The sequence below is a fragment of the Leisingera sp. S232 genome (assembly GCF_049800895.1).
GTDB lineage: Bacteria > Pseudomonadota > Alphaproteobacteria > Rhodobacterales > Rhodobacteraceae > Leisingera.
In genome coordinates, this window is the sequence record NZ_JBNAFX010000046.1 from 1 (window position 1) to 22,923 (window position 22,923).

A 22,923-nucleotide genomic window follows, 5' to 3' on the forward strand; every position below is an offset into this window, starting at 1 on the left:
GGCAAGCCGGTCTTGCGTCGCAAGCTCAAGCGCGACGAAGTCGAGCCGTTCTTCAAAGAACTGCCCTGTTTTCAGATCGGCCTGGAAGCCTGTCCGGGCAGTCACTACTGGGCTCGGACACTTCGGCGCCACGGTCATGAGGTAAGATTGTTGCCCGCGCAATATGTCCGGCCCTATGTGAAGACGAACAAGAACGATGTGGCGGATGCAGAGGCCATTTGCGAGGCAATGACCAGGCCCACGATGCGCTTCGTTCCGATCAAGGAGGAAGACCAACAGGAGATCCTGGTGCTGCACCGGGTTCGCGAGATGCTCATGCGCCAGCGGACCCAGCTGATCAACGGGATCCGCGGTCATCTCACGGAGTTCGGCATTGTCGGACCGCAGCGGGCGCACCGGGGGCAGCTCCTGGTCGATGTCATTCGTGATGAGAACGACGGCCGCTTGCCGGGGGCTGCGCGGCAAGTATTGCTCTATTTGGTGGAGCAACTCGAGCAGGTTGCTAAGAAGCTCGAGGCGATCGACAAGGAGCTCGTCCTTCTTGCCCGTGAGAACGAGATCTGCCGCAGGCTCATGACAATCCCGGGCGTAGGGGGTGTCATTGCGACGGCAATGGTTGCCGCGACGCGAGACCCATCTGACGTCAAGTCGGGCCGACATTTTGCTGCCTGGCTCGGTCTGGTTCCCCGGCAGCATTCGACCGGCGGTGTAGAGCGCATGGGCGGGATCAGCAAACGTGGCAACGGGTATTTGCGCCGCCTGCTGATCCACGGCAGCCGGTCGATCATGCGTTGGCGCAGCAAGACCTGGGTTTGGCTCGCCAAACTACGAGCCAGGCGCCCTGCCAATGTAGCGACGGTCGCCTTTGCCAACAAGACGGCCCGCGTGATCTGGGCGATGATGAAGTTTGGCGGTGTCTAGGGCACTCCGATGCGCCAAGCGGTTTGATGATGAGACAATACGAGGATTGCTGACGGCTGTCGGCAAGCCACCGCAGATGCGAGGGACTTTCTGAACGAGATGGCACGACCGGGCGGACCGGGGTCGGCTGAACCCGTTGGGCGCATCGAGCTCCGAGCTCGCGCTGCGTGATTGGGGCCCGACTCGCGGATTAACCATCAAGGTCGGCGGTGCGGGGCGCATCGCCATGACAGGCTGGATAGATGACCGCAGTCCCGGTGCGTGACTGAGAACAGAAAAACCTTGCAAGAGCGGGGGCATCCATAGATGCGCCCAGCAATAGGCAAGCTGTACGTCCTGGGCCGGCCGTTTCAGCAGTCGGTTGTAGCCTGCATAGCCATCGACCTGCAGGATGCCATCAAAACCATCCAGGATTTTCTCAGCATATTGGCCAGAACGCCCCGGCGCATAGGTGAAGGCCACACCGGGTGGGTCGCCACCGCCCCATGGCCTATCCTCACGCGCCAAGGCCCAAAAGTAGCCCATCTTCGTTCTGCGCCTCCCGGGGTCGAGCACCGGCGCGGTGGTCTCAGTCATGAAGAGCTTGGTCGACCGTTTCAGGTTTGCTAACAGCGCGTCATAGACAGGCATGAGCTCAAAAGCGGCCCGGCCAACCCAGGTGGCCAGCGTCGCTTGCCGGAAGGGCCAACCATGACCTCCATCCGGCAAAACGCCTCCATATGATGTTCTATATGGCCTCCCAAAGCCGCCTCCATTGCCAAAATACTCACGGCAAGGGACTCGCAGATCAGGCAACCATCAGGAAGGTGCGGTCAAAGCAGCGCGGCGACAGGGCAAAGGCAAACCGTTTGTTTCCGATCAGATCATGATCAGCGAACGCCCCGCCGAAGCAGAAGACCGCGCTGTGCCGGGTCACTGGGAAGGCGATCTGATCCTCGGCCTGAAGAGCTCGGCGATCGGCACTCTGGTGGAACGCAAAACACGATTCACGCTCCTGCTGCATCTGCCCCCGATGCCCGGCCATGGTGCAGGTCCGCGCAAAAAAGAACGGTCCCGCGCTTGCGGGTCACGGTGCTGAGGCTGTTCGAGATGCCATTACCAAATCAATTCAGAGCCTTCCAAGCCACTTGTGCAAATCACTCACATGGGACCAGGGTGCTCAGATGGCACAACATGCGAAGCTGAAGACAGATAGGGGCATCCAGGTGTTCTTCTGTGATCCTCAAAGCCCGTGGCAGCGGGGGAGCAACGAGAACACCAATGGCCTATTGCGTCAGTACTTTCCCAAGGGCACGGATCTCAGTGTACATGATGAGAATACCCTCGATGCCGTCGCATACACCCTGAACAATCGGCCTCGAAAAACGCTCGGATGCAAAACGCCCGCAGAGGTGTTGGAAGAAGTCCTATCATAAAGTATCAATCAATCGTTGCGACGACCGCTTGAATCCGCCCAATATGCTGGGAGTGAATACCGTGCATTGCTGCGTTCTGCTAAGATCGTTCAATCCATGAGCCGGACAGGCCAGTGTCTCGACAACGCGCCAATGGAGAGTTTCTTTGCTTCGCTGAAAAAAGAGCTCGTACATCAATCGCAGTTCAAAACGCGCGCCTAGGCAAAAACCGCGATCTTCGAGTACATTGAAATCTTCCACAATCGGCAGAGGCGACATTCGGCCATCGGTTACCAAACACCAGCGCGAACGTACGAAAACATGACTTGGAATGTGAACTCACGGTGAAGTGCAGTTCCTGATATGTAGTTTTATTCCAATCGGTTCTGGATTTCCATCAGCTTGGTTTCGAAGACCTCCGTAGGCGTTTGATACCCAAGACACTTGCGCGGCGTGGAATTGAGGCGGTGGCAAATCGACCTCAAATATCGATTTGTCAGCGCCGTCGGGTCGGTCGATCTAGGCAGATACTTCCGCAACCTGTTGTTCGTGTTCTCGACGGTGCCTTTCTGGTACGGCGCTTGCGGGTCACAGAACCAGGCATCTGCTCCGATCCCGGCCTTCAGATGCTTCCAGGCCGAGAACTCGGTGCCACGATCGAAGGTGATCGACTGGCGCGCACCGGCGGGCAGGGGAGCGAGACCCTGGATCAGTGCTTCCATGATCGGCTTGGACTGGCGGTCTTCGTTGCGCATGACAACTGCGTATCGGCTGACACGCTCGACCAGGGATGTCACGTTGACCTTCCCATGCTCCTTGCGGAACATCATCAGATCGCATTCCCAATGGCCGAACTCGGTGCGTTCCGAGATGCGCTCAGGCCTGTGAGACAGGCTTTGTGTGTCGAAGATATGCGTTCGGTTATGTCTGCGGTAGCCACGCGGCCTGCGACGTCGGCGGTGTTCGGGAAGGTGCCGGTAGAATTGCTCCTCGCGACCGTCCTTGGAGTACGCAAACCGATAAATCGTCTCACGGCTCACGCGGATCGGGTGGCGTTCCAGACGCATCCGGCCTGCGATCTGTTCAGGCGACCAGCCAGCCTTCAGCCGATCTTCGATGGCGGCTTTCAGTTCCGGGTGCACGATCATCTTGCGATGTATGGCACGGCGATGCTCATATTTGTCCTGAGCGGCAACGGCGTGATAGCCGGTGAGCTCTGGGATCTCTGTATCCGTGTATCGGTTGCGTTTAAGGTCTCGGTAGATCGTCGAGGGGTCGCGGCCCAATCTATCAGCGATCTCAGCTATCGGCATTTTGGCCTCAAGCCACTTTGCAAGCTTGCGACGTTCATCCAACCTTAGGTGGCAGTAGTGGCTTCCCATTCAATAGCCTCCATGGAAACATCTGTTTTGATACAGAATTTGCACTTCGGATGTGGATCCACCGAAAAGCGCCGCGTAGGGTCAATAATCAAACTGTCCGGAAACAGGGGCGAACTCCACAACACGCCAGATGTCTGGACCGAACACTTAAAGCTTCAGACCTGGATCGTTTGACCACCGTCTAAAGTGACAGGCGGCGTGATTGTCTGGGCAGGGTTGCTGCCTCTCCTTCAGACAGCCGGGAGGACAAAAGCTTTTGCAAGATCTCTTCGGGCATGGCCATCGCGTGTGGTTGGGGGTGCTGGCACACGTGCAATTCCATGAACTCGCCTACACTGGCCAAGGCAGTGCCGTCGAACATCTGCATGTGCAGATGAAACCGTTTGTGGTCGCATCCGATGATCCGAGTTTCGACCCGGATGCGGGTGCCTTCCTTGACCTCGCGGAGGAAGAATTTGTGATCCTCCAGCAGATAAATGGTGCAGCCGGTGCGTTTGCGGTAGGCCGCATCAAATCCGACCTCATCCTGAAAGGCATCAACCGCCAGGCTGAAGACAAGCCCATAATAGCTGTCCCGCATGTGGCCGTTGTAATCGATCCACTCGGGCAGGACATTTGTTTCAAAGCTGAAGACCATTTTCACCCCTTCTGTGCTGGCTGTGCCAGGCCATAGAACCGCGCAGCTGTTGTGCCGAAAACCATGGCATGCTGCTCTGGTGGGACAAGCGCGCGGTAGGCCTTGGCAAGCGCAGTGTAATCCGAAGACAGGCTGTCGACGGGGAAGTTGGAACCGAACATGCAGCGATCAGGGCCGAATTGGCGCAGGCAGGTTTCGACCAGCGGGCGGATGCTGTCCTGGGTCCAGCCATGGTCGAACATGCCCAGGCCGGACAGTTTGCAGGTGACGTTCGGCAGCGCAGACAGATGTCGCAGCGCCTGCGTCCAGGCGGCGATGCCCGCCGGGCTCCTGTCATGCGGCGATCCTGCGTGGCACAGGGCCACCTGTGTTTCCGGCGCCTGGGCCAGCACCGTAGCGGTTTTTGCCATCAGTTCGGGGAGCAATTGCAGATCAAAGGACAGGCCGCGCCGTCCCAGCTCGCGCAGTCCGTCCAGAAACCGGGGATCATCCAGCAGCGTATTGGTGCCGGTCAAAGCGTCCTCGCCCGGCGCCCGGCCGACGATCTGGCGGGTGCCGCGCACCGTGGACAGGCTTTGGAACCGGTCCAGTTGCGCGTCCCGGTCCGGTGCAGTCAGATCGCAGAACACCACCTGCGCCATCACCCAGTCCGGATTGGCACGGGCTATGCTGTCGACCCACTGTGCCTCCTGCCAGCCGTCGGCTGCCCCAACCTGGATATGCACCGAAGCCCCGGCGCCCAGGGCTGCGGCATCCTTGCGGAATTCCTCGATCAGGTAATTCCGCTGGATTGGTGTCGGGTCGCCAAAGAACCGCCCGGCGCCGACTTCCATCAGCCAGGGGTAATGCACCGCCTGCAGGTCCCAGAGATGGTGATGCGCGTCGACGATCATGGCTGTTCAATCCCCGTTGTCCGTCCCAGAATATCCACGCCCTGCTGATGCCAGAAGTGCAGCAGGTCGATAAAAATCCAGTTTTCCGCCAGCTTGTCTTCGTGCCGCCGGTAGATGTCGATCACCCGGAACTCGCCGGTTTTGCCGGTGGCGGGCATCCCCATGAAGCCGCCGGTATGGCGGGCGGTGAAGTTCGGCCAGCCGAAAAAACCGCCATAGTGTCCTTCTGCCATACGACACAGGTGACCGGTCTTGGACCGCTCGGTGAAGGCGGCCCGGAACGGTCCAGAGTGCTGCTTTGCATAGCGTTCGATCGTATAGGTGGCACCGATGCCAGAGGGCCCCCACCAGATCATATCGTCATGCCAGGTGCGGGCCAGCTCCTCTTCCAGCGCCATTTTGCTGTCCCATTGCCCCAGATCGGCAATCATGGCTTCGATGGCTGCCAGGGTTTTGGTGCCTTCTTCCTCCGGCTGCGCGGCAAACAGCAGACCGTCATGTGTCATCGGTCCCGGCTGCACCAGCTGTGCGCCGGTCTCGACCGGGAAGGGCTGCAGTCCGGCTTGCAGCATCAGATGTGGGATGTCGAAATACATCGCGGTTTCGGTGATCCTGCTACCTTCGACCCGGTGAAAGGCGCAGTAACGCAAGAACGCCATTTTTCGGGTCGGGCGGATACCCAGCCAGGGCCCGTCATGCAGCCCCATCAGATGCCCCATCGAGCAGACCCAAACACCGCCCGGATCATCATATCGGTTCTGCCCGGCAAAAAACACATCAATCCGGCGCTGCAAGCGGGTCAGGTTCTGCCGCAGCGGCACCCAGAATTGCGCGCCAACGTCCTCAGCGCCGCGAATTTCGCCAAAGGGGTGAAAGCCGCGCCACAGCAGATCCGGGCTGCAATGCTGCGCCATAACAGTTGGCACCTCGGCTACCGCTGCCTGATCCAGAGCGTGGTAGAAGTTGCGGACCACCTGCTTTTCGGCTTGAAAGCCCATTGCAAAATTCCTTTCTATTCAACGATTTCCCGGCTGTGTGTGCCGAAGTGAATCATCGCCTTTCCAGCAATATTGCATACGTATGCAAAAATGTCTTGCCAGATTTCGTGCCACAGGAATACACTTTTGCAAACGTATGCAAATAGTGATTCTCCTGGGGAGGGAGCAGCGGAATGGCCGAGATTCAGTTACGCAATGTAGGCAAGCGCTGGGGCAGCTTCGTGGGGGTTGAAAACTTTGACCTGACGATTGCTGACAAGGAGTTCCTGGTGCTGCTTGGCCCTTCGGGTTGCGGCAAGACCACCACCATGCGGATGATCGCAGGGTTGGAGGATGTCACTGACGGCGAGATCCGGATCGACGGTGAGGTGGTCAATGATCTCGACCCCAAGGACCGCGATGTGGCGATGGTGTTCCAGTCCTACGCGCTTTATCCCAACATGAATGTCTACGAGAACATCCGCTTTCCGCTGAAGGTGCGCGGCATTGACCCGGCCACCCATGATGAACGCGTCATGCAGGCCGCCGACCGGGTAGAGCTGCGTGACTTCCTGCATCGCAAGCCTGCCGAGCTGTCGGGCGGCCAGCGTCAGCGTGTGGCTCTGGCCCGGGCCATCGTGCGTAAGCCCAAGGTTTTCCTGATGGATGAGCCGCTCAGCAACCTTGATGCCAAGCTGCGGGTCTCTACCCGCGCCCAGATTAAGAACCTCAGCCATGACCTGCAGGCCACCACCATCTATGTGACTCATGACCAGATCGAGGCGATGACGCTGGCTGACCGGGTTGTGGTGATGAAGAAAGGCGTGGTCCAGCAGGTCGGCGCTCCGACTGAAATCTACGACCGCCCCGCCAACACCTTTGTTGCCAGCTTCATCGGCTCTCCGGCGATGAACCTGATGGACGGCGAGGTCGCCGGTGGCGTGTTCCGTGCCGAGAACGTCGAGATTGGTGGGCTGTCCGTAACAGATGGCCCCCTGACGCTGGGTTTTCGTGCCGAAGACGCGGGCCTGGCAGCCGGCGGCAGCGGCCAGATCAACGCCCCGATCTACACGCTTGAACTGCTGGGTGATGCCACCATGATCTCGGTCCGCGTCGGCGGTGCCCTGGTCTCTGTCAAGGCGGACAAAAGCTTCCGGGCCGAGATTGGCGATATGGTTTCGCTCTCGGTGCCCAGGGAAATCTGCCACCTCTTCCAGGCTGGGAGCGGTGCGCGGCTGGAGAACTGATCCAGCGCAACGCCATCCTGCATGCAGAGAAGGCACACCGGGCCAAACCCTTTTTTGTGGCCCGAAACAGGGAGGAAACTATGTCGATCAAGAGCAAATTCATTCTAAGCGCTGCGGCTGTGTTCTTGGGCACAACCGCCTACGCGGGCTGCGGTCTTAGCGGCGGCAACGTCAGCATTCTCGGCAATGAATTCGCCGCCATTCAGGCGGTTGCCGAAGGCGCCAAGCAATGTGCTGGCGATGGCGTGACGGTGGAAAGCAACCTGAACAAGGACTACCGCGAGCTGCAGGTGGCTGCGCTGACCGCCAATCCGGCGCAATACACGGCGGTCACCACAACCAACGCAGCCATTGTACCGCTGCTGAACAGCGACCTGATCCGCCCACTGGATGAGCTGATCGCCAAACACGGTCAGCATCTCAGCAAAAGCCAGATGATCACCGTTGACGGCAAGGTCATGGCCGTTGCCTTTATGGCCAACGCCCAGCACCTGTTCATCCGCGAAGACATCCTGAAGGCAGCCGGTGTCAAAGCTCCGCAGACCTATGAAGAGGTGATTGCGGCAGGCAAGGCGATCAAAGACGCAGGCCTGTTGCAGTACCCCTTTGCCACCACCAGCAAAACCGGCTGGGATCTGGCGCAGGAGTTTGTGAACATGTACCTCGGCCACGGCGGCAGCTTCTTTAAACCGGGCACCGCTGAGCCGAATGTCAACAACGAGACCGGTGTTGCAGCGCTGAACACGCTGAAGGAGCTGGTGGCGCTGTCCAACCCCGACTACCTGACTTTCGATTCCAATGCGGTCCAGGCTTCCTGGGAAGCAGGTGAGGTGGCGATGGCCCATCTGTGGGGGTCGCGTGGCACTGGCATTCTGGACGACGAAGGCTCCACTGCAGAGATCGTCGGCAACACGGCTCTCATCGCCTCGCCGACCGTCGGTGGCGGCAGCACCCCGGCGTCTACGCTGTGGTGGGACGGATTTGTCATTGCCAGCAATGTCAGCGACGAAGATGCCGAGGCAAGCTTTGTTGCGATGGTGAACGGCATCAGCCCCGAGGTCGTGAAGGCCAATAACGACGCTGCCGTCTGGCTGGTCAAAGGCTATGAACCCTCGCCGGCCTCTGCAGGGGTTTCGGCCACGGCAACTGGTGGCACCAAGCCCTATCCGATGATCCCTTTCATGGGCCTGATGCACACCGCGCTGGGGGCTGAACTGACCGAGTTCCTGCAAGGTTCTGAATCTGCGGAACAGGCTCTGGCCGATGCTGAGGCGTCCTATGTCGCCGCAGCCAAAGAAAAAGGCTTCCTGAACTAAGGAAACCGCTCATGCAGGCGGAGCCGGGGATGCCGGCTCTGCCTCAGCCACCCGACTAGGGGACATTCCGAGATGCGCCATAAAACGTTCTTCTGGTTCATTCTGCCCAGCCTGGCAGCGATGATCCTCTTCATTGCGCTGCCGCTGGTATCGGTTGTGATACAGTCGCTCCACATCGAACATGAGCAGGTGATCGTGACCACCGAAAACTGCGGCCCGTTCGGCTGCACCGAGGAAAGCTCTGTCGATACCGAGGCCACTGCCGCATTGCGTGCTGAACAGCCACTGGGCCGCTTTGCCGGTCTCACCACTTATTTCGACCGCGGCCATCTGGCCACCGCCGAGGTTGCCGAGGCCTGGCGCAGCCGGGACGGTCTGGGCGGGTTCTTCTCCGCACTCTATAACTTACCGTTCTACAAGGCGCTGGCCTTCACGCTGACCTACACCTTCCTGGTGACGCCGCTGGTGATCGTGCTGGGGCTGATGATTGCTCTTGGTGTCAACCGGCTGACGCCAGTGCTGAAGGGGCCAACCATATTTGTTTCCCTGCTGCCGATGATCATCACGCCGCTGATCGGGTCGCTGATCCTGTTCTGGATGATCGACGCGCAAGGGGTGATTGGCAAAACTCTGCAGTGGCTGTTTGACGACCCGGATCTGTCGCTGAAGGCATCGCCGGTGCTGACCTGGATCACACTGATGGTCTATGGCGTCTGGAGCTCGGCTCCGTTTGCCTTCGTGGTCTTTTATGCCGGCCTTCAAACCGTGAACTCGGATTCGATCGAGGCGGCGATGATCGACGGCGCCACCCGCTGGCAGCGCATCCGCTATGTGGTGATCCCGCATCTGACACCGCTGGTGGTGTTTATCTCGCTGATCCAGCTGATGGATAACTTCCGGGTGTTCGAGCCGATTGTCGGCTTCTCTGCCCAGGCCAATGCGACGTCGCTGTCCTATATCATCTTTGCTGATATGCGCAGCGACATCACCCGTTTCAATTCAGCCGCAGCGACATCGGTGCTGACTGTCATCGGCGTGGCGATCCTGCTTTCTCCGGTACTTGTCCGCACTTGGCGCGACTTCAAAGGAAAGGCTGCCTGATGTCCAGCATTGCAAACCGCTCCTCCCGCTCTGTCATCATCTTTTCGTCGGCATTTGTCCTCCTGTGGGTGGTGATTGCGTCTTTCCCCTTCATCTGGACCCTCTGGGGCTCGTTCAAGGTGCAGGCTGACTTCTTTTCCAAGGCCGACTGGCGCAACGCGCTGTGGGGCACCCGGACGATGATCGAGGCCGGCGGCACCTTCACCGGCGCCGGGTATGAAGGCGCCTGGATCCAGGAAGAGTTCTGGCGGGCCGCGATCAATACGATGATCGTCGTCTTCTTCACTGTGGTCATCTCGCTGACCTTCGGCACGCTGGGCGGGTATGCACTGGCGCGCTCGGGCCACAACTACGCCTTCTGGCTCTTGATGATCGCCCTGGTGTTCCGTGCCATGCCGCATATCACGCTGGTCTCCGGCTATCTGCTGCCCTTCTTCGAGTGGAACCTCTGGGGGCATCTGCCCACCTCGATCATCGTGCTGGTGGCAATCAACCAGCCTTTCACCCTGTGGATGCTGCACTCCTTCTTTTTGAACATCCCCAAGGATCTGGACGAAAGCGCCAAGGTTGACGGTTGTACCCAGTTCCAGGCTTTCCGCCATGTGATCATTCCGGTGATGTGGCCCGGCGTCATCACCACCGGCCTGTTTTCCTTCCTGCTGGCCTACAACGATTTTGCTGTCACCGCGATGCTGCTGAGCGAGGAAAACCGTACCATGGTTCCTGCCATTGCGGGCTTCCTCGGCTCCACCCTGGAAGAAGGCAACGTGATGTTCGCGGTTGCCGCCGTGGTTTCTGCCACCGCCCCGCTGTTCGTGCTGGTGATGTTCTTCCAGCGCCAGATCGTCAGCGGCCTGACCGCAGGCGCGGTGAAAGGGTGATGAGCGCTTCCGCCCGCTGTAACGCGGTCGGGCGCCACCCGGCGCTCAACCGTATGCCCCGAGACTTTCTGCATGTCCTTTCAGTTTCTGCAAACCGCCGAAACCTGACACGCATTTACCAAGGATAAGACACATGAAGGGCTCCCGCCCCGAACAGGCCGTGCTGACCAAAGACACGGACATGAGCAAGACCGAAGACACTCGCCGCGTTATCGAAGGCATGGTCGACGGTCTGAATGATCACCGCATCAACGACATCGGAGAATTCTTTTCCGAAGGCTTCCGCTGGCTGGGCAACCAGGGCTGTGGCACGAAAACTGGGCTGAAGGAATTCCAGGACAACTGGCAGCGCCCGTTCCAGGCGGCGTTTTCAGACAAAGTCTGCATCGACGAGGCCCGCCTTTACATGGGGGAATGGGCCGCCGCCTTTGGTCGTCAGGAAGCCACCCACTCGGGCACGTTCCTGGGTATTGAGGCCACCGGCAAACGGGTCGAGATCCGCTACATGGACTTTTGGAAAGTTGTCGACGGCAAGATCGTCGACAACTGGGTAAATGTGGACTTTGCCCATGTCGCGGCCCAGCTGGGTGTCGATGTGTTCAACGGCGAAGGCTGGGAAGCTTATGACCGCGGAGACAAGACGGCTCCCAGCCCGGACAAGTGAACTATTGCCGGACGGTGCCACGTGTCGTCCGGCCCCTCCAGATTGAGGATACCCCATGACCATTGAATATCTGAAACGCGGCAAACCAGAGGCCGACCGGGCCGTGGACGACGCCAAGACCCGCACCGTGGTGGAAGCCACGCTGAAGGACATCGACACCCGCGGCGACGCGGCGGTGCGCGCGCTTTCCGAGAAGTTCGACAACTACTCCCCCACCTCCTTCCGTCTCAGCCAGCAGGAGATCGACGCTTTGATCGCCCAGCTGAGCGACCGCGAGCTGGCGGACATCAAATTCGCCCAGGCGCAGGTGCGCAATTTTGCCCAGGCACAACGCGACTCGATGCTGGACATCGAGGTCGAGACCCTGCCTGGCGTGCTCCTGGGCCACAAGAACATCCCGGTTCAATCCGTGGGCTGCTATGTGCCCGGCGGTAAATTCCCGATGGTGGCCTCGGCCCATATGTCGGTTGCAACCGCCTCGGTGGCCGGCGTGCCGCGCATCATCGCCTGCACCCCGCCTTTCAACGGCAAACCGAACCCGGCTGTCATTGCCGCCATGCATCTGGGCGGTGCCCATGAAATCTATGTGATGGGCGGCATTCAGGCGATCGGCGCGATGGCAATCGGCACCGAAACCATCGACCCCGTTCATATGCTGGTCGGCCCCGGCAATGCCTTTGTGGCCGAGGCCAAACGCCAGCTGTTCGGCCGTGTCGGCATCGACCTTTTTGCTGGTCCGACCGAGACCATGGTCATTGCAGATGAAACCGCCGCCGATGCGGAACTATGCGCAACCGACCTGCTGGGCCAGGCTGAGCACGGCTACAACAGCCCCTGTGTGCTGCTGACCAACTCCCGCAAGCTGGCTGAAGAAACCCTGTCCGAGGTGGACCGCCTTTTGGGTGTGCTGCCGACGGCCGGCACTGCCAAGGTTTCCTGGGAGGAATATGGCGAGGTCATCGTCTGCGACACCTATGACGAGATGCTGCAGGTGGCGGATGATATCGCCTCGGAGCATGTTCAGGTGATGACCGACCGCGACGATTGGTTCCTGGAGAACATGACCTGCTATGGTGCGTTGTTCCTGGGTGCCCGCACCAACGTCTCCAACGGGGACAAGGTGATTGGCACCAATCACACGCTGCCGACCAAGAAGGCGGGGCGCTATACTGGCGGGCTGTGGGTCGGAAAATATCTGAAAACCCATAGCTATCAGAAGGTCCTGACCGATGAGGCGGCAACTCTGATTGGCGAATACGGTTCGCGGCTGTGCATGCTGGAAGGGTTTGTCGGCCATGCCGAGCAGTGCAACGTCCGGGTGCGCCGCTATGGTGGCATCAATGTGCCTTACGGAGAGGCGGCAGCTTACCGCGAGGCCGGCGAATAGACGCAAAGAGGGCTTTGGGGGCTCTGCCCCCAGGCCTGCGGCCTTCCCCCGGGAGTATTTGGAACCAGAAAGAAGCGGGATGCAGTCAGCGAAGGCAACGGACGTACATAGCGGCAACAAGGCGTGCCTGGCGTCGCTGCGGGCGGTGATGCGCGATTTCGCTGCGGCCCCTGTGCGTGCAGCTTTGGACGCTGTTTTTGCGGCGGATGCAGCTGTCCATCTTTGCCATCCGCTTGGGGATCTGACTGGTCCGGCTGCGCTGTATGACACTGCCTATGCGCCGCTTGCAGCGGCCTGGCCAGATCTGGAGCGGCGCGACTGTATTGTTATGGCGGGCCGCGACGAACATGGTTTCGACTGGGTCGGCTGCGGCGGCTATTATACTGGAACGTTTCTGACACCCTGGCTGGATATCCCGCCGACGGGCCATCAGGTGGCGATGCGGTTTCATGAGTTCTATCGCTTTGAAGAGGGAAAAGTCGTTGAGGTGCAGGCGCTCTGGGATATTCCGGAAGTGATGATGCAGGCCAAAGCCTGGCCGATGGCGCCTTCGCTGGGGCGCGAGTGGCAGGTGCCCGGCCCTGCTGCTCAGGACGGGTTGCGGACCGGTGCCTGGGACGCGGCCCAAAGTACTGCCAGCTGCAATTTGGTTCTGGAGATGCTGGAGCATCTGCAGCGCTATCCCGGTCAGGGCGGGCCGGCTGTGATGCAGATGGAGCGGTTCTGGCACCCGCGGATGAACTGGTACGGGCCTGCGGGCATTGGCACGGCCCGGGGCATTGCCGGGTTTCGCAACTGGCATCAGATCCCGTTTCTGAATGCGATGCCGGACCGGGGGCAGAATGCTTGCGATCTTACCTTCCATTTCTTTGGTGACGGTCCTTATGCTGCGGTCACCGGCTGGCCCAACATGCGCCAGACCCTCAGCCACGACGGCTGGCTGGGGATTGCGGCTGCAGGCAAACAGATCGAACTTCGGTCGCTCGACTTCTGGCGGCTGGAGAACGGGCTGATCCGCGAGAACTGGGTGCTGGTGGATCTTCTGGATGTCTATCGGCAGCTGGGCGTTGACGTCCTGGCCCGGCTGCGCGAGTTCAACAAGGCCCGCAACATGGGTCCTATAGCAATACCGGATGGAATGACCTGATGCCCAAGCTGCCTCGCACCCCTTCTTTTGATCTGACTGGACTGACCGCTTTGGTCACCGGCGCCTCCTCTGGCATCGGTCAGGGCTGTGCCGCAGCATTGGCGCAGGCTGGCGCGCATGTTGTTTGCGCCGCACGGGGGGCGCAGCGGTTGCAGGAGTCTGTTGAAGCGTTGAAATCCGAAGGGGGATCAGCAGAGGCCCTGGTGCTGGATCAGGCCGATCTCGCGGCGTTGCGGTCAGTGCTGGAAACCCGCGCATTTGACGTGGTGGTGAACTCGGCAGGTCTGGCGCGCCATGGCCCTGCCGCAGAAACACAGCCCGAAGACTTCGACGCGGTGATGGGCGTCAATCTGCGCTCGGCCTATTTCCTGTCGGCCTGGGCGGCGCAGGCGATGATCAGCGCAGGAAAGCGCGGTTCGATCATCCATATCTCCAGCCAGATGGGCCATGTCGGGGGCATCGACCGGGCGGTCTACTGCGCCTCCAAACACGGACTGGAGGGCATGGTCAAATCCATGGCCATCGAGTGGGGCAAATCGGGGGTGCGGATCAACACCGTTTGTCCGACCTTCATCAGGACGCCGCTCACTGAACAGACCTTTGCCAACCCGGAGCGCGCAGCCTGGATCATGGGCAAGATCAAGCTGGACCGCATCGGCGAGGTCGAAGACATCATGGGGGCGGTGCTCTATCTGGCCTCGCCTGCCTCGGGCATGGTCACTGGCACCTCGATGCTGATCGACGGCGGATGGACGGCGGATTGATGGCAGAGAAGGTCACCTCTCTTCAGGTCGCGGAACGCGCGGGCGTCAGCCAGTCGGCTGTGTCACGCGTGTTCACCCCCGGCGCGTCGGTCAGTAAAAAGACCACCGACAAAGTCAGGAAAGCGGCCGCTGAGCTGGGCTATCGCCCCAATGTTCTGGCCCGCGCCATGGTGTCGGGGCGTTCGCGCATCATTGGGCTGGTAGTGGCCTATCTGGAAAACCAGTTCTATCCCGAAGCCATTGAGAAGCTGTCGAACGCGCTGCAGGAACATGGCTATCATGTGCTGGTCTTTCTGGCCTCGCAAACTTCCGGCAATGTCGAGGATGTCATGGAGGAAATCCTGGACTATCAGGTAGATGGCATCGTCACCGCCTCTGTCGCCATGTCCTCTGATATCGCGCGGCGCTGCCAGGACGCGGGCGTGCCGATGGTGCTGTTCAACCGGTCCCAGGATATCGCGGGTATTACCTCTGTCACGTCAGACAACTATGCCGGCGGGCGCAAGGCAGCGGAGTTCCTGCTGGCAGGCGGCCATCAGCGGATCGGCTATATCGCCGGCTGGGAGGGGGCCTCGACCCAGCGTGACCGCGAGGCCGGATTTCTGGCAGCCCTTCACGATGCGGGCGCGGATTTGCATTGCCGCGAAAATGGCGAGTTTCACACCGAGACCGCCCGCGAAGCCGCCCGCAAGATGTTTTCCCGGCCTGCTCAGAAGCGCCCCGATGCTGTCTTTGTTGCCAATGACCACATGGCGCTGGCAGTCATGGATGTGATCCGCTTTGAACTTGGCCTGTCCGTGCCCGGCAATGTCTCTGTCATCGGTTATGATGATGTGCCGCCTGCTGGTTGGCCTGCCTATAATCTCACGACTGTGCGCCAGCGTGCCAATCTGATGGTCGATGAAACCGTTGCTGCGCTGATGGAGCACATCGCCACTCCCGAAACCGCCAACCCAAGACGGGTTGCGATAGACGGGCCGCTGATCGTGCGCGGCTCGGCGCGCATACCCAAAGGATGGACCTCATGAAGGGTTTTGACCCGAAATTCCGCGACTTCCCCGATTACATCATCGGGATCACCCATGAAATCTGGGAAAGCCGCGGCTTTGCCACTTTGCATGACTACTACGCGCCCCAAATCGTGGTGCGCATGCCCGGATCAGTTTCTACTGGCAATCAGGGGGTGATCGCGGCCACCATGGCGACCCTGTCGGAGTTTCCGGACCGTACCCTGTTGGGGGAGGACGTGATCTGGTCCGGCAGCCCGGAAGCGGGGATGCTGTCCAGCCACCGCATTCTGTCGACCGCAACCCATCTGGGCGACGGTGCCTTTGGCAAGGCCACCGGCAAGCCGCTGGTCTACCGGATTCTGGCAGATTGCCACGCGCGCAACAATGCCATCGACGATGAATGGCTGATCCGCGACAACGGCGCCGTGGTGCGGCAGATGGGCTGGGATCCGGTGGCGTTCTCCCGCGATCAGATCGCCCGTGAAGGCGGCCCAGAGGCTTGCATCAAACCGCTGACACCTGACAATGATCTGGAGGGCCCCTACAAAGGGCGCGGCAACGATAATCCATGGGGACAGCGTCACGCCGACCTGCTGACCCGGATCATGAATGCCGACATGACCGCTATCAAATCCGAATACGACCGGGCAGTGCAATCTGAGTATCCCGGCGGCGCCACCGGCCACAGTTTCGACCCTGTGGAACGTTTCTGGATGGGACTGCGGGCCTCGCTGCCTTCGGCCAAGTTTACAATCCACCACCAGATCGGCCGCGATGATCCCAACATGCCGCCGCGCTCTGCGCTTCGCTGGAGCCTGCACGGCACGCATGACGGCTGGGGCAGCCTGGGCGCACCTTCGGGCGCTGATCTATATGTGCTGGGCATCAGCCACGCCGAATGGGGCGCGCTGGTTGGTGGCGATATCAAGCTGCGTCGTGAATGGACATTGTTTGACGAAACCGCAGTACAAAAGCAGATCCTGCTGCACACGGGCGCGCTTTAGATGATTACGTTCGGCGCATATCTGCTGGATAACCGGCAGTCCACTTGCCGCTATCACCGGCACCGTGCCTCGCTGCGCGCACGCCGGCTGAACCTGCGGCCGCCGGGATAAATGAGGGTCTCTCCTACACCTCTTTTATCCCGGCACACCAAGGAAAACCCATGAGCACCATTCAGTCCCGCATCGTTCGCTACGGCGAATTGAAACCCTGCAAAACTGCCTTCATCGACGCCCATACTCCGGGCTCGGACCAAAAAGAAAACTTCACCATCATTGGCGGCGGCGTCTCGGAATCCCCGGATCAGCATGTCCACATCACTGACAACATCGGCTTCAACATCGGTGCGGCAGGCCAGCCGCCGAAGTGCCGAAACTCGCTGCATTCCCATACCACGGCTGAGGTGTTTTTCGTCGCCAAGGGGCGCTGGCGGTTTTTCTGGGGTTTGCACGGCACCGCTGGCGAATTCATCGCCGAAGAGGGCGACATCTTCAACATCCCCACTGGTATCTTCCGCGGCTTTGAAAACGTCGGCCAGGACTACGGCATGATCATGGCGGTCCTGGGCGGCGATGATGCCGGCGGCGGCGTCACCTGGGCCCCACAGGTGATCGAAGATGCGCAGGCCCACGGCCTGATGCTGGGCAACAACGGCGTGCTTTATGACAGCAAGAAAGGCCAGGAACTGCCGCACAACGTGCAACCGATGCCAGTGCTGACCCAAGAGCAGCTGCAAGCCTACCCCGAGGTGCCGGTGGAAGATGTCATTGGCAAATATGTCGCCCGCTACTGGGACCTGATGGCGCTGGCGGCTGGTAAACCGGCTGTGGTTATCGGCGAGAACGGCCTGATCAAGGACAAGCCGGGTTTCGAGGTCGACTTTCTGGCCCGCGGTTCTGCCGTGGCGGATCAGGTCAGGGCGGATAAGCCGGTGGTGCTGATGCCCGCCAGCGGCCATTGGCGCATTACTATCAACGATGTCGAAACCACCCTGTCCAACGGCGACACAGCGCTGGTCCTGCCCGGTGAAAGCTACAGCGCCGCGCCGTCGATGACCGGGCAGGCTGGCCTTTACCGCATCACCGCAACAGACGACCCGGCCGGCGCCACTTGGCAGGGCTGATTGCAAATTCCCCCTGTGCGGCGCCGTCCGTTGCACAGGGGGGCTACAGGGGGTCCACAGGGGGGGTATGGATGCCAGCCCCTGAAAATCAGGGAGATTGAATGATGGTCAAGACAACCCATGTCGGGTCGCTGCCCCGGACACAACAGGTCGTGGACTACATATTTGCACGCGAACGGGGCGTGCCGTTTGACCAGTCTGAATTCGACGCCTGCATGGCCGCCGCCGTCTCTGAAACGGTCCGCAAGCAGGTCTCCGCCGGGGTGGATATCGTCAGCGATGGCGAAACGTCCAAGATCTCCTATGCCACTTACGTCAAGGACCGCTACACCGGCTTTTCCGGCGACAGCCCGCGCAATGCGCCAGCTGATCTGAAGATGTTCCCGGGCTTTCTGCAGCGGCTTGCGGATGACGGCGGCACGCCGCAATACGCCCGTCCCATGTGTACTGGCGAAGTGCGCTCAAAAGGCCAGGATGAGCTGGAAAAGGACATTGCCAATCTCAAAGCTGCCATGGCGGAACACGGCGCCGAACGTGGCTTTATGAATGCGGCGTCGCCCGGGGTTATCTCTTTGTTTTTGCAAAACGATTACTATCCCACCCGAGAGGCGTATCTGGCCGCGCTGGCCGATGCGATGAAGGCAGAATATGAAACCATCGTGGCTGCGGGGCTGGATTTGCAGCTCGACTGCCCCGATCTGGCCTTGTCGCGGCATATGTTGTTCAATGATCTGACAGATGCCGAGTTTGTCAAAATCGCTGATATGCATGTGGAGGCCCTGAACCACGCTTTGCAGAACGTGCCGACCGAGCGGGTCCGGGTGCATATCTGCTGGGGTAACTACGAAGGTCCGCATTGCTGCGATATTCCGATGGACACAGTGTTCACCACTTTGATGAACACCAAGTCGCGCTATGTTCTGTTTGAAACCTCCAATCCGCGCCATGCCCATGAATGGACCGTGTTCCGAGACCGCAAGGCGGAAATCCCGGAGGATAAGGTGCTGGTCCCCGGTGTTGTGGACACCACCACCAATTTTGTCGAACACCCCGAACTGGTCGCGCAGCGAATTGATAAGTTTTCACAAATCGTTGGATCTGATCGCGTGATCGCGGGGTCGGATTGCGGCTTTGGCACCTTTGCAGGCTTTGGCGCGGTCGATCCGGAAATCGCCTATGCCAAGCTCGCGGCTCTGTCTGAAGGGGCGCAGCTGTCCAAATGACACCGCTTGTCCTGATCCCCGGCATGATGTGCGATGCGCGGCTGTTCAGCCCGCAGATCGCCGCCCTGTCCGGTCAGCGTGACTTGTTTCTGGCCTCGCTGGCGCACCATGGCAGCATCGAGGCCATGGCCCAGGCAATATTGCAGACAGCCCCGCAGCGCTTTGCGCTGTGCGGCTTGTCGATGGGCGGGATCGTGGCGATGGAAATCCTGCGTCAGGCACCGCAGCGGGTCGACCGGATCGCGCTGCTGGATACCAATCCGCTGGCTGAGCGGGAAGAGGTCAAACAGCGCCGCCTGCCGCAAATGCAGGCGGTGCGCGCAGGCCGCCTAGCCGAGGTCATGCGAGACGAGATGAAGCCGAATTATCTGGCGCCCGGCCCGCAACGGCAGGATGTGCTGGATCTTTGCATGGAGATGGCACTGGGGCTGGGGACGCAGGTGTTTCTGTCCCAGTCCCGCGCCCTGATGGACCGGCCGGATCAGACCGCAACCTTGGCGCAGGCCAGTCTGCCTGCGCTGGTGCTCTGTGGTCGCCAGGATGTTCTGTGCCCCCTTGAACGGCATGAACTGATGGCCGAGCTCATTTCCAGCTGCCGTCTTGAAGTGATTGAAGACGCGGGCCATTTGCCCACGCTGGAACAACCTATAGAAACCACAGCGGCGCTGGTCCGCTGGCTGGAGGCCTAATGGAAAACACTCTTCTGGATCTGCTGAAGTCGGTTGACACCCCCACTGTCTGCAACGCAATCGAAGTCGCCCAGGGCAAGCGCGGGTTTGCCAATTTCACCCGCGGCACCATGCTGTGCTCTGCGCCGGAAGCTGGCGCAATCGTGGGTTACGCCCGCACAGCCAAAATTGCGGCCGTCAACCCGCCCTCAGAACCGCCCGAGGTGATCCGTGAACGGCGCATGGCCTACTACAAGCACATGTCTGAGGGTCCGCGCCCGGGCGTGGCGGTGGTGGAAGACCTGGACTACCCAGACTGCATCGGCGCCTATTGGGGGGAGATCAACACCACGGTACACAAGGGGTTCGGTCTTTCCGGAGCGCTGACCAACGGCGTCATGCGCGATCTGGGCGACCTGCCGCAAGGGTTCCCCGTAGTTGCCGGTTCAATCGGTCCCAGCCATGGTTTCGTGCATGTGTGTGAAGTCGGCACTCCGGTCTCTGTCTTCGGGATGGCGGTGAATGACGGCGAACTCATCCATGCGGACCGCCACGGCGCGCTCGTCATTCCAGCGGATATTGTGCCGATGTTGGAACGTGCCATCCGGAAACTCCTGGAAACCGAAAAACTGGTCCTGGAACCTGCGCGGCGCGACGGTTTCGACTTTGCCAGTTTCGAGAAAGCCTGGGCCGCTTTTGAAAAGGCACGAACCTGAAGTCGGGGCAGGGTGGGCTCAGCTCTATGGCGTAAAACCACGGTCTAAGGCGAGGCTTCGGTTCCGGTGGTTTGCGTGCGCCACGATGCGGTCAAGCGCGGTGGTAAACTGGCCATCGTCTAGGGTGAGGGCAACCCGCACCCAGTCGCGCAGGCCGTCGCCAAAAGCAGAGCCGGGCATGACGGACACGCCGTGCTCCAACAGGTCCCAGGCGTAGGTGTCGCCGTCCATGCCGGTGGCTGCGACATTCACGAGTGCAAACATGCCTGCGTCGGGGCGGTGCACGGTCAGACCGGTCTCATCGTGCAGACGCTGCACCATCAGGTCTGCGCGGGCAGAATAGCGGGCGGCCATTCCGGCAGCGACAGAGGAGCCCGCCCGCACCGCCTCTTCGGTCATGTCGGCAATAAAGGGCTGGTTGCCGAACAGCATGGTTTCAGAGACCGGCAGCAGTGCGGTGCAAAAGTCCGCAGGCCCGACGCACCAGCCGCTGCGAAAGCCCGGCGCGGCATGGGATTTAGAAATCGAGGAGACCGCGATCACCCGGTCTGCCAGGGCCGGATCTGAAAGCGGGGAGACAAACTTTGCGCCGTCGAACACCAGATGCTCATAAACTTCATCAGAGATGATCCAAAGATCATGTTTGATGGCGAGTTCGCCGATTTTCTGCAGGTCTTGGGCGGTCAGGATGGCGCCGGTCGGGTTGTGCGGAGTGGTGAGCAGGATGGCGCGGCTGCGGGGGGTGATGCGCTTTGCGACATCGGCAGCCTGCATGCGAAAGCCTGCCTCAGGGCGCAGCAGAACCGGTACGGGGTCTGCGCCGGAGGCCCGGATCACCCCCTCGTAGGTGGCATACATCGGATCTCCTACCAGCACCTCGGTGCCTGCCTCGGCCACGCCCTGCAGGACCGCATAAAGCGAGGTCTGGGTGCCGGGAAAACACAGGATGTTTTCCGCAGCGAATGCGCGGCCCCGGCTGGCGGTGTAAGAGTCAGCCAAAGCTGCACATAGACCGGCCTCGCCGCGACCATTGGAATAGCCGGTGCGGCCCGACCGCAGAGCCTGCGCTGCTGCATCCAGCAGTTCCTGCGGGGCGGGAACATCCGGTTCGCCAATGGTCATTTCGACAAGGTCGGCACCGTCCGTCGCCATTTGGCGCGCTTTCAGGTGCACCGCCCATTTGCCGCCACCCAATCCGGCCAGGCGTTTGGTGATTGCTGTCAGCCTCATGTCTTGTCAGCCTCCTGCGATAAGTTCAGGCCAGTAATGGTGGCAACGGATTTCCGTCCGGTTTCAGTCGGTTACCCGGGCATGAAAGGGGGCGATCAGCGCGCTGTCTTCGCGCCTGTGGGCTTCATCTGAGGGTCGTTTCGCACTTTGTTCCAAAAGCACGTCAGTTCCCCCTTTGCGGGCTGAAACAAGTATACAAGTGAATAATTTATGAGGACATGGCTAGGTGTTCAGTCCCGGCATCTGGTGGATCGGATCGATGATGAAACGATCTGGCTCTGAAGTCCAGATTTTGCAGATGTATTCGTAGGGCGTGAGGCCGCTGAGAGTTTTGAGTCTGCGGGCAAAGTTGTAGGCAGCCATGAAGTCGCCGAGATGTGTTCGTAACTGATCGTGGCTTTCGTAGTGGTATCGCTTCACTGTCGCCTCTTTGATCGTGCGGTTCATCCGCTCGACTTGGCCATTGGTCCACGGATGGTTCGGTTTGGTCAGGCGATGCTCGATCCCGTTGGCCTCACAGATCATGTCGAAGCGCATCTGCCGGGAGTATACTCTGTTCCGGTTTCGTGGCTGTTCGGCGAACTGGATACCGTTATCGGTCAGGATCGTATGGATGCGATAAGGGACCGCCTTGAGCAAATGTTCGAGGAATTCCCAGGCGGTCTTGCGATCTGCCTTGTCGACGAGGTGGGTGACTGCAAACTTGCTGGTCCGGTCAATGCCAACGAAAAGATACAGCTTGCCCTCCGCAGTCTGCACCTCGGCAATATCGATATGAAAAAAGCCGATGGGGTAGCGCTTGAACCTCTGCCGCTTAGGCTTGTCGCCCCCGACATCCGGCAAGCGCGAGATGCCATGCCGCTGAAGGCACCGATGCAGCGCTGACCGCGTCAGATGCGGGATCGAGGGCTGGAGCGCATAGAGGCAATCATCCAACGGCAGTAGCGTATGCCGCCGAAATGCGACGATCATGGCCTCCTCGGCTTGACTGAGAATGGTTGAGCGAGGCTCTTTCGGCCCTGTTTTGCGATCCTCAACGGTCTCGCGCTTTCGCCACTTGGCAACAGTCTTCGGGTTGATCCCGAGTTCCTTGCTCAGCGCCGCGATCGAAGCTTGCGATCGCTGTATTGCTGCTCTGACAGCGTGCGTGGTCGTGGCGCTCCCGTGACGAACTTGTCCCATAGTGCTTCCTTCCATTCCAAAGAACAGATCGCACCATCAAACCATGGGATCAAACACC

21 protein-coding genes and 3 pseudogenes are annotated in these 22,923 nt (G+C 60.1%); 17 read left to right on the forward strand and 7 right to left on the reverse strand.

Annotated elements, in window-relative coordinates; all coding sequences use genetic code 11:
• On the forward strand, positions 1 to 921 hold a 921-nt coding region (locus ACP151_RS19315; protein WP_424980512.1), incomplete at its 5' end, for an IS110 family transposase.
• Positions 922 to 1,224: 303 nt separating this feature from the next.
• Here ACP151_RS19315 and ACP151_RS19320 read toward each other — a convergent pair.
• A pseudogene (locus ACP151_RS19320) lies at positions 1,225 to 1,611 on the reverse strand (IS66 family transposase); the annotation flags it as partial.
• A 121-nt stretch (positions 1,612 to 1,732) separates the two neighbouring features.
• Between ACP151_RS19320 and ACP151_RS19325 the strand changes: the two are divergent.
• Positions 1,733 to 2,368: pseudogene (locus ACP151_RS19325) on the forward strand (IS30 family transposase); the annotation flags it as partial.
• 4 nt (positions 2,369 to 2,372) lie between these two features.
• Positions 2,373 to 2,663: pseudogene (locus ACP151_RS19330) on the forward strand (IS3 family transposase); the annotation flags it as partial.
• Between the two features lie 23 nt (positions 2,664 to 2,686).
• Here ACP151_RS19330 and ACP151_RS19335 read toward each other — a convergent pair.
• The 4 genes from ACP151_RS19335 to ACP151_RS19350 all read right to left on the reverse strand — a co-directional run bounded on the left by ACP151_RS19335 (position 2,687) and on the right by ACP151_RS19350 (position 6,225).
• The gene (locus ACP151_RS19335) at positions 2,687 to 3,697 is read right to left on the reverse strand and encodes an IS30 family transposase (protein ID WP_424980513.1); all 1,011 of its coding nucleotides are present in this window, start codon (positions 3,695 to 3,697) and stop codon (positions 2,687 to 2,689) included.
• Between the two features lie 181 nt (positions 3,698 to 3,878).
• Positions 3,879 to 4,334 carry a thioesterase family protein gene (locus tag ACP151_RS19340; RefSeq protein WP_424980514.1) on the reverse strand — a complete coding sequence of 152 codons (456 nt, stop codon included), beginning with the start codon at positions 4,332 to 4,334 and terminating at the stop codon, positions 3,879 to 3,881.
• 2 nt (positions 4,335 to 4,336) lie between these two features.
• A complete protein-coding gene (locus tag ACP151_RS19345) occupies positions 4,337 to 5,224 on the reverse strand; it encodes an amidohydrolase family protein (RefSeq protein ID WP_424980530.1) in 888 nt (295 codons plus the stop codon).
• Positions 5,224 to 6,225, reverse strand: a complete 1,002-nt coding sequence (locus tag ACP151_RS19350; protein WP_424980515.1) for an ester cyclase — start codon at positions 6,223 to 6,225, stop codon at positions 5,224 to 5,226. Before ACP151_RS19350 ends, ACP151_RS19345 begins: the two co-directional genes overlap by 1 nt.
• 173 nt (positions 6,226 to 6,398) lie before the next feature.
• On the opposite strand from ACP151_RS19350, the gene ACP151_RS19355 reads away from it, so the two are divergent.
• From ACP151_RS19355 to ACP151_RS19420, 14 genes are all read left to right on the forward strand, one after another.
• Entirely contained in the window at positions 6,399 to 7,451 is a 1,053-nt protein-coding gene (locus tag ACP151_RS19355) for an ABC transporter ATP-binding protein (protein WP_424980516.1), read from the forward strand.
• Positions 7,452 to 7,531: 80 nt separating this feature from the next.
• Positions 7,532 to 8,767 carry an ABC transporter substrate-binding protein gene (locus ACP151_RS19360; protein WP_424980517.1) on the forward strand — a complete coding sequence of 412 codons (1,236 nt, stop codon included), beginning with the start codon at positions 7,532 to 7,534 and terminating at the stop codon, positions 8,765 to 8,767.
• Positions 8,768 to 8,839: 72 nt separating this feature from the next.
• Positions 8,840 to 9,868 (forward strand): carbohydrate ABC transporter permease, encoded by a 1,029-nt coding sequence (locus ACP151_RS19365; protein ID WP_424980518.1) that lies wholly within the window; start codon positions 8,840 to 8,842, stop codon positions 9,866 to 9,868.
• Positions 9,868 to 10,749 carry a carbohydrate ABC transporter permease gene (locus tag ACP151_RS19370; protein WP_424980519.1) on the forward strand — a complete coding sequence of 294 codons (882 nt, stop codon included), beginning with the start codon at positions 9,868 to 9,870 and terminating at the stop codon, positions 10,747 to 10,749. Before ACP151_RS19365 ends, ACP151_RS19370 begins: the two co-directional genes overlap by 1 nt.
• 133 nt (positions 10,750 to 10,882) lie before the next feature.
• Positions 10,883 to 11,413 (forward strand): ester cyclase, encoded by a 531-nt coding sequence (locus tag ACP151_RS19375; protein WP_424980520.1) that lies wholly within the window; start codon positions 10,883 to 10,885, stop codon positions 11,411 to 11,413.
• A 55-nt stretch (positions 11,414 to 11,468) separates the two neighbouring features.
• On the forward strand, positions 11,469 to 12,800 hold the full coding sequence (gene hisD, locus ACP151_RS19380) for a histidinol dehydrogenase (RefSeq protein ID WP_424980521.1): 1,332 nt from the start codon (positions 11,469 to 11,471) through the stop codon (positions 12,798 to 12,800).
• A 79-nt stretch (positions 12,801 to 12,879) separates the two neighbouring features.
• The gene (locus tag ACP151_RS19385; protein WP_424980522.1) at positions 12,880 to 13,947 is read left to right on the forward strand and encodes an ester cyclase; all 1,068 of its coding nucleotides are present in this window, start codon (positions 12,880 to 12,882) and stop codon (positions 13,945 to 13,947) included.
• Positions 13,947 to 14,711: an SDR family NAD(P)-dependent oxidoreductase gene (locus tag ACP151_RS19390; RefSeq protein ID WP_424980523.1), complete on the forward strand. Its 765-nt coding sequence runs from the start codon at positions 13,947 to 13,949 to the stop codon at positions 14,709 to 14,711. The genes ACP151_RS19385 and ACP151_RS19390 overlap by 1 nt, the downstream gene beginning before the upstream one ends.
• Entirely contained in the window at positions 14,696 to 15,739 is a 1,044-nt protein-coding gene (locus tag ACP151_RS19395) for a LacI family DNA-binding transcriptional regulator (protein ID WP_424980524.1), read from the forward strand. The genes ACP151_RS19390 and ACP151_RS19395 overlap by 16 nt, the downstream gene beginning before the upstream one ends.
• Positions 15,736 to 16,725 (forward strand): nuclear transport factor 2 family protein, encoded by a 990-nt coding sequence (locus tag ACP151_RS19400; RefSeq protein WP_424980525.1) that lies wholly within the window; start codon positions 15,736 to 15,738, stop codon positions 16,723 to 16,725. Before ACP151_RS19395 ends, ACP151_RS19400 begins: the two co-directional genes overlap by 4 nt.
• 161 nt (positions 16,726 to 16,886) lie before the next feature.
• Positions 16,887 to 17,846 carry a cupin gene (locus ACP151_RS19405; RefSeq protein WP_424980526.1) on the forward strand — a complete coding sequence of 320 codons (960 nt, stop codon included), beginning with the start codon at positions 16,887 to 16,889 and terminating at the stop codon, positions 17,844 to 17,846.
• A 104-nt stretch (positions 17,847 to 17,950) separates the two neighbouring features.
• A complete protein-coding gene (locus tag ACP151_RS19410) occupies positions 17,951 to 19,069 on the forward strand; it encodes a cobalamin-independent methionine synthase II family protein (protein WP_424980531.1) in 1,119 nt (372 codons plus the stop codon).
• Positions 19,066 to 19,758 carry an alpha/beta fold hydrolase gene (locus ACP151_RS19415; RefSeq protein WP_424980527.1) on the forward strand — a complete coding sequence of 231 codons (693 nt, stop codon included), beginning with the start codon at positions 19,066 to 19,068 and terminating at the stop codon, positions 19,756 to 19,758. Before ACP151_RS19410 ends, ACP151_RS19415 begins: the two co-directional genes overlap by 4 nt.
• Positions 19,758 to 20,453 carry an RraA family protein gene (locus ACP151_RS19420; RefSeq protein ID WP_424980528.1) on the forward strand — a complete coding sequence of 232 codons (696 nt, stop codon included), beginning with the start codon at positions 19,758 to 19,760 and terminating at the stop codon, positions 20,451 to 20,453. The genes ACP151_RS19415 and ACP151_RS19420 overlap by 1 nt, the downstream gene beginning before the upstream one ends.
• Before the next feature lie 24 nt (positions 20,454 to 20,477).
• On the opposite strand, the gene ACP151_RS19425 is transcribed toward ACP151_RS19420, so the two are convergent.
• Complete coding sequence (locus ACP151_RS19425) at positions 20,478 to 21,683, reverse strand: pyridoxal phosphate-dependent aminotransferase (protein WP_424980529.1); 1,206 nt, start codon at positions 21,681 to 21,683, stop codon at positions 20,478 to 20,480.
• Between the two features lie 222 nt (positions 21,684 to 21,905).
• Entirely contained in the window at positions 21,906 to 22,865 is a 960-nt protein-coding gene (locus tag ACP151_RS19430; protein WP_424978291.1) for an IS481 family transposase, read from the reverse strand.
• Between the last annotated feature and the right edge of the window lie 58 nt (positions 22,866 to 22,923).

Coding starts and splice junctions, on each gene's coding strand:
- ACP151_RS19335 (WP_424980513.1), bottom strand. CDS start 3,697: ATGGGAAGCCACTACTGCCACCTAAGGTTGGATGAACGTCGCAAGCTT.
- ACP151_RS19340 (WP_424980514.1), bottom strand. CDS start 4,334: ATGGTCTTCAGCTTTGAAACAAATGTCCTGCCCGAGTGGATCGATTAC.
- ACP151_RS19350 (WP_424980515.1), bottom strand. CDS start 6,225: ATGGGCTTTCAAGCCGAAAAGCAGGTGGTCCGCAACTTCTACCACGCT.
- ACP151_RS19355 (WP_424980516.1), top strand. CDS start 6,399: ATGGCCGAGATTCAGTTACGCAATGTAGGCAAGCGCTGGGGCAGCTTC.
- ACP151_RS19360 (WP_424980517.1), top strand. CDS start 7,532: ATGTCGATCAAGAGCAAATTCATTCTAAGCGCTGCGGCTGTGTTCTTG.
- ACP151_RS19365 (WP_424980518.1), top strand. CDS start 8,840: ATGCGCCATAAAACGTTCTTCTGGTTCATTCTGCCCAGCCTGGCAGCG.
- ACP151_RS19370 (WP_424980519.1), top strand. CDS start 9,868: ATGTCCAGCATTGCAAACCGCTCCTCCCGCTCTGTCATCATCTTTTCG.
- ACP151_RS19375 (WP_424980520.1), top strand. CDS start 10,883: ATGAAGGGCTCCCGCCCCGAACAGGCCGTGCTGACCAAAGACACGGAC.
- hisD (WP_424980521.1), top strand. CDS start 11,469: ATGACCATTGAATATCTGAAACGCGGCAAACCAGAGGCCGACCGGGCC.
- ACP151_RS19385 (WP_424980522.1), top strand. CDS start 12,880: ATGCAGTCAGCGAAGGCAACGGACGTACATAGCGGCAACAAGGCGTGC.
- ACP151_RS19390 (WP_424980523.1), top strand. CDS start 13,947: ATGCCCAAGCTGCCTCGCACCCCTTCTTTTGATCTGACTGGACTGACC.
- ACP151_RS19395 (WP_424980524.1), top strand. CDS start 14,696: ATGGACGGCGGATTGATGGCAGAGAAGGTCACCTCTCTTCAGGTCGCG.
- ACP151_RS19400 (WP_424980525.1), top strand. CDS start 15,736: ATGAAGGGTTTTGACCCGAAATTCCGCGACTTCCCCGATTACATCATC.
- ACP151_RS19405 (WP_424980526.1), top strand. CDS start 16,887: ATGAGCACCATTCAGTCCCGCATCGTTCGCTACGGCGAATTGAAACCC.
- ACP151_RS19410 (WP_424980531.1), top strand. CDS start 17,951: ATGGTCAAGACAACCCATGTCGGGTCGCTGCCCCGGACACAACAGGTC.
- ACP151_RS19415 (WP_424980527.1), top strand. CDS start 19,066: ATGACACCGCTTGTCCTGATCCCCGGCATGATGTGCGATGCGCGGCTG.
- ACP151_RS19420 (WP_424980528.1), top strand. CDS start 19,758: ATGGAAAACACTCTTCTGGATCTGCTGAAGTCGGTTGACACCCCCACT.
- ACP151_RS19425 (WP_424980529.1), bottom strand. CDS start 21,683: ATGAGGCTGACAGCAATCACCAAACGCCTGGCCGGATTGGGTGGCGGC.
- ACP151_RS19430 (WP_424978291.1), bottom strand. CDS start 22,865: ATGGGACAAGTTCGTCACGGGAGCGCCACGACCACGCACGCTGTCAGA.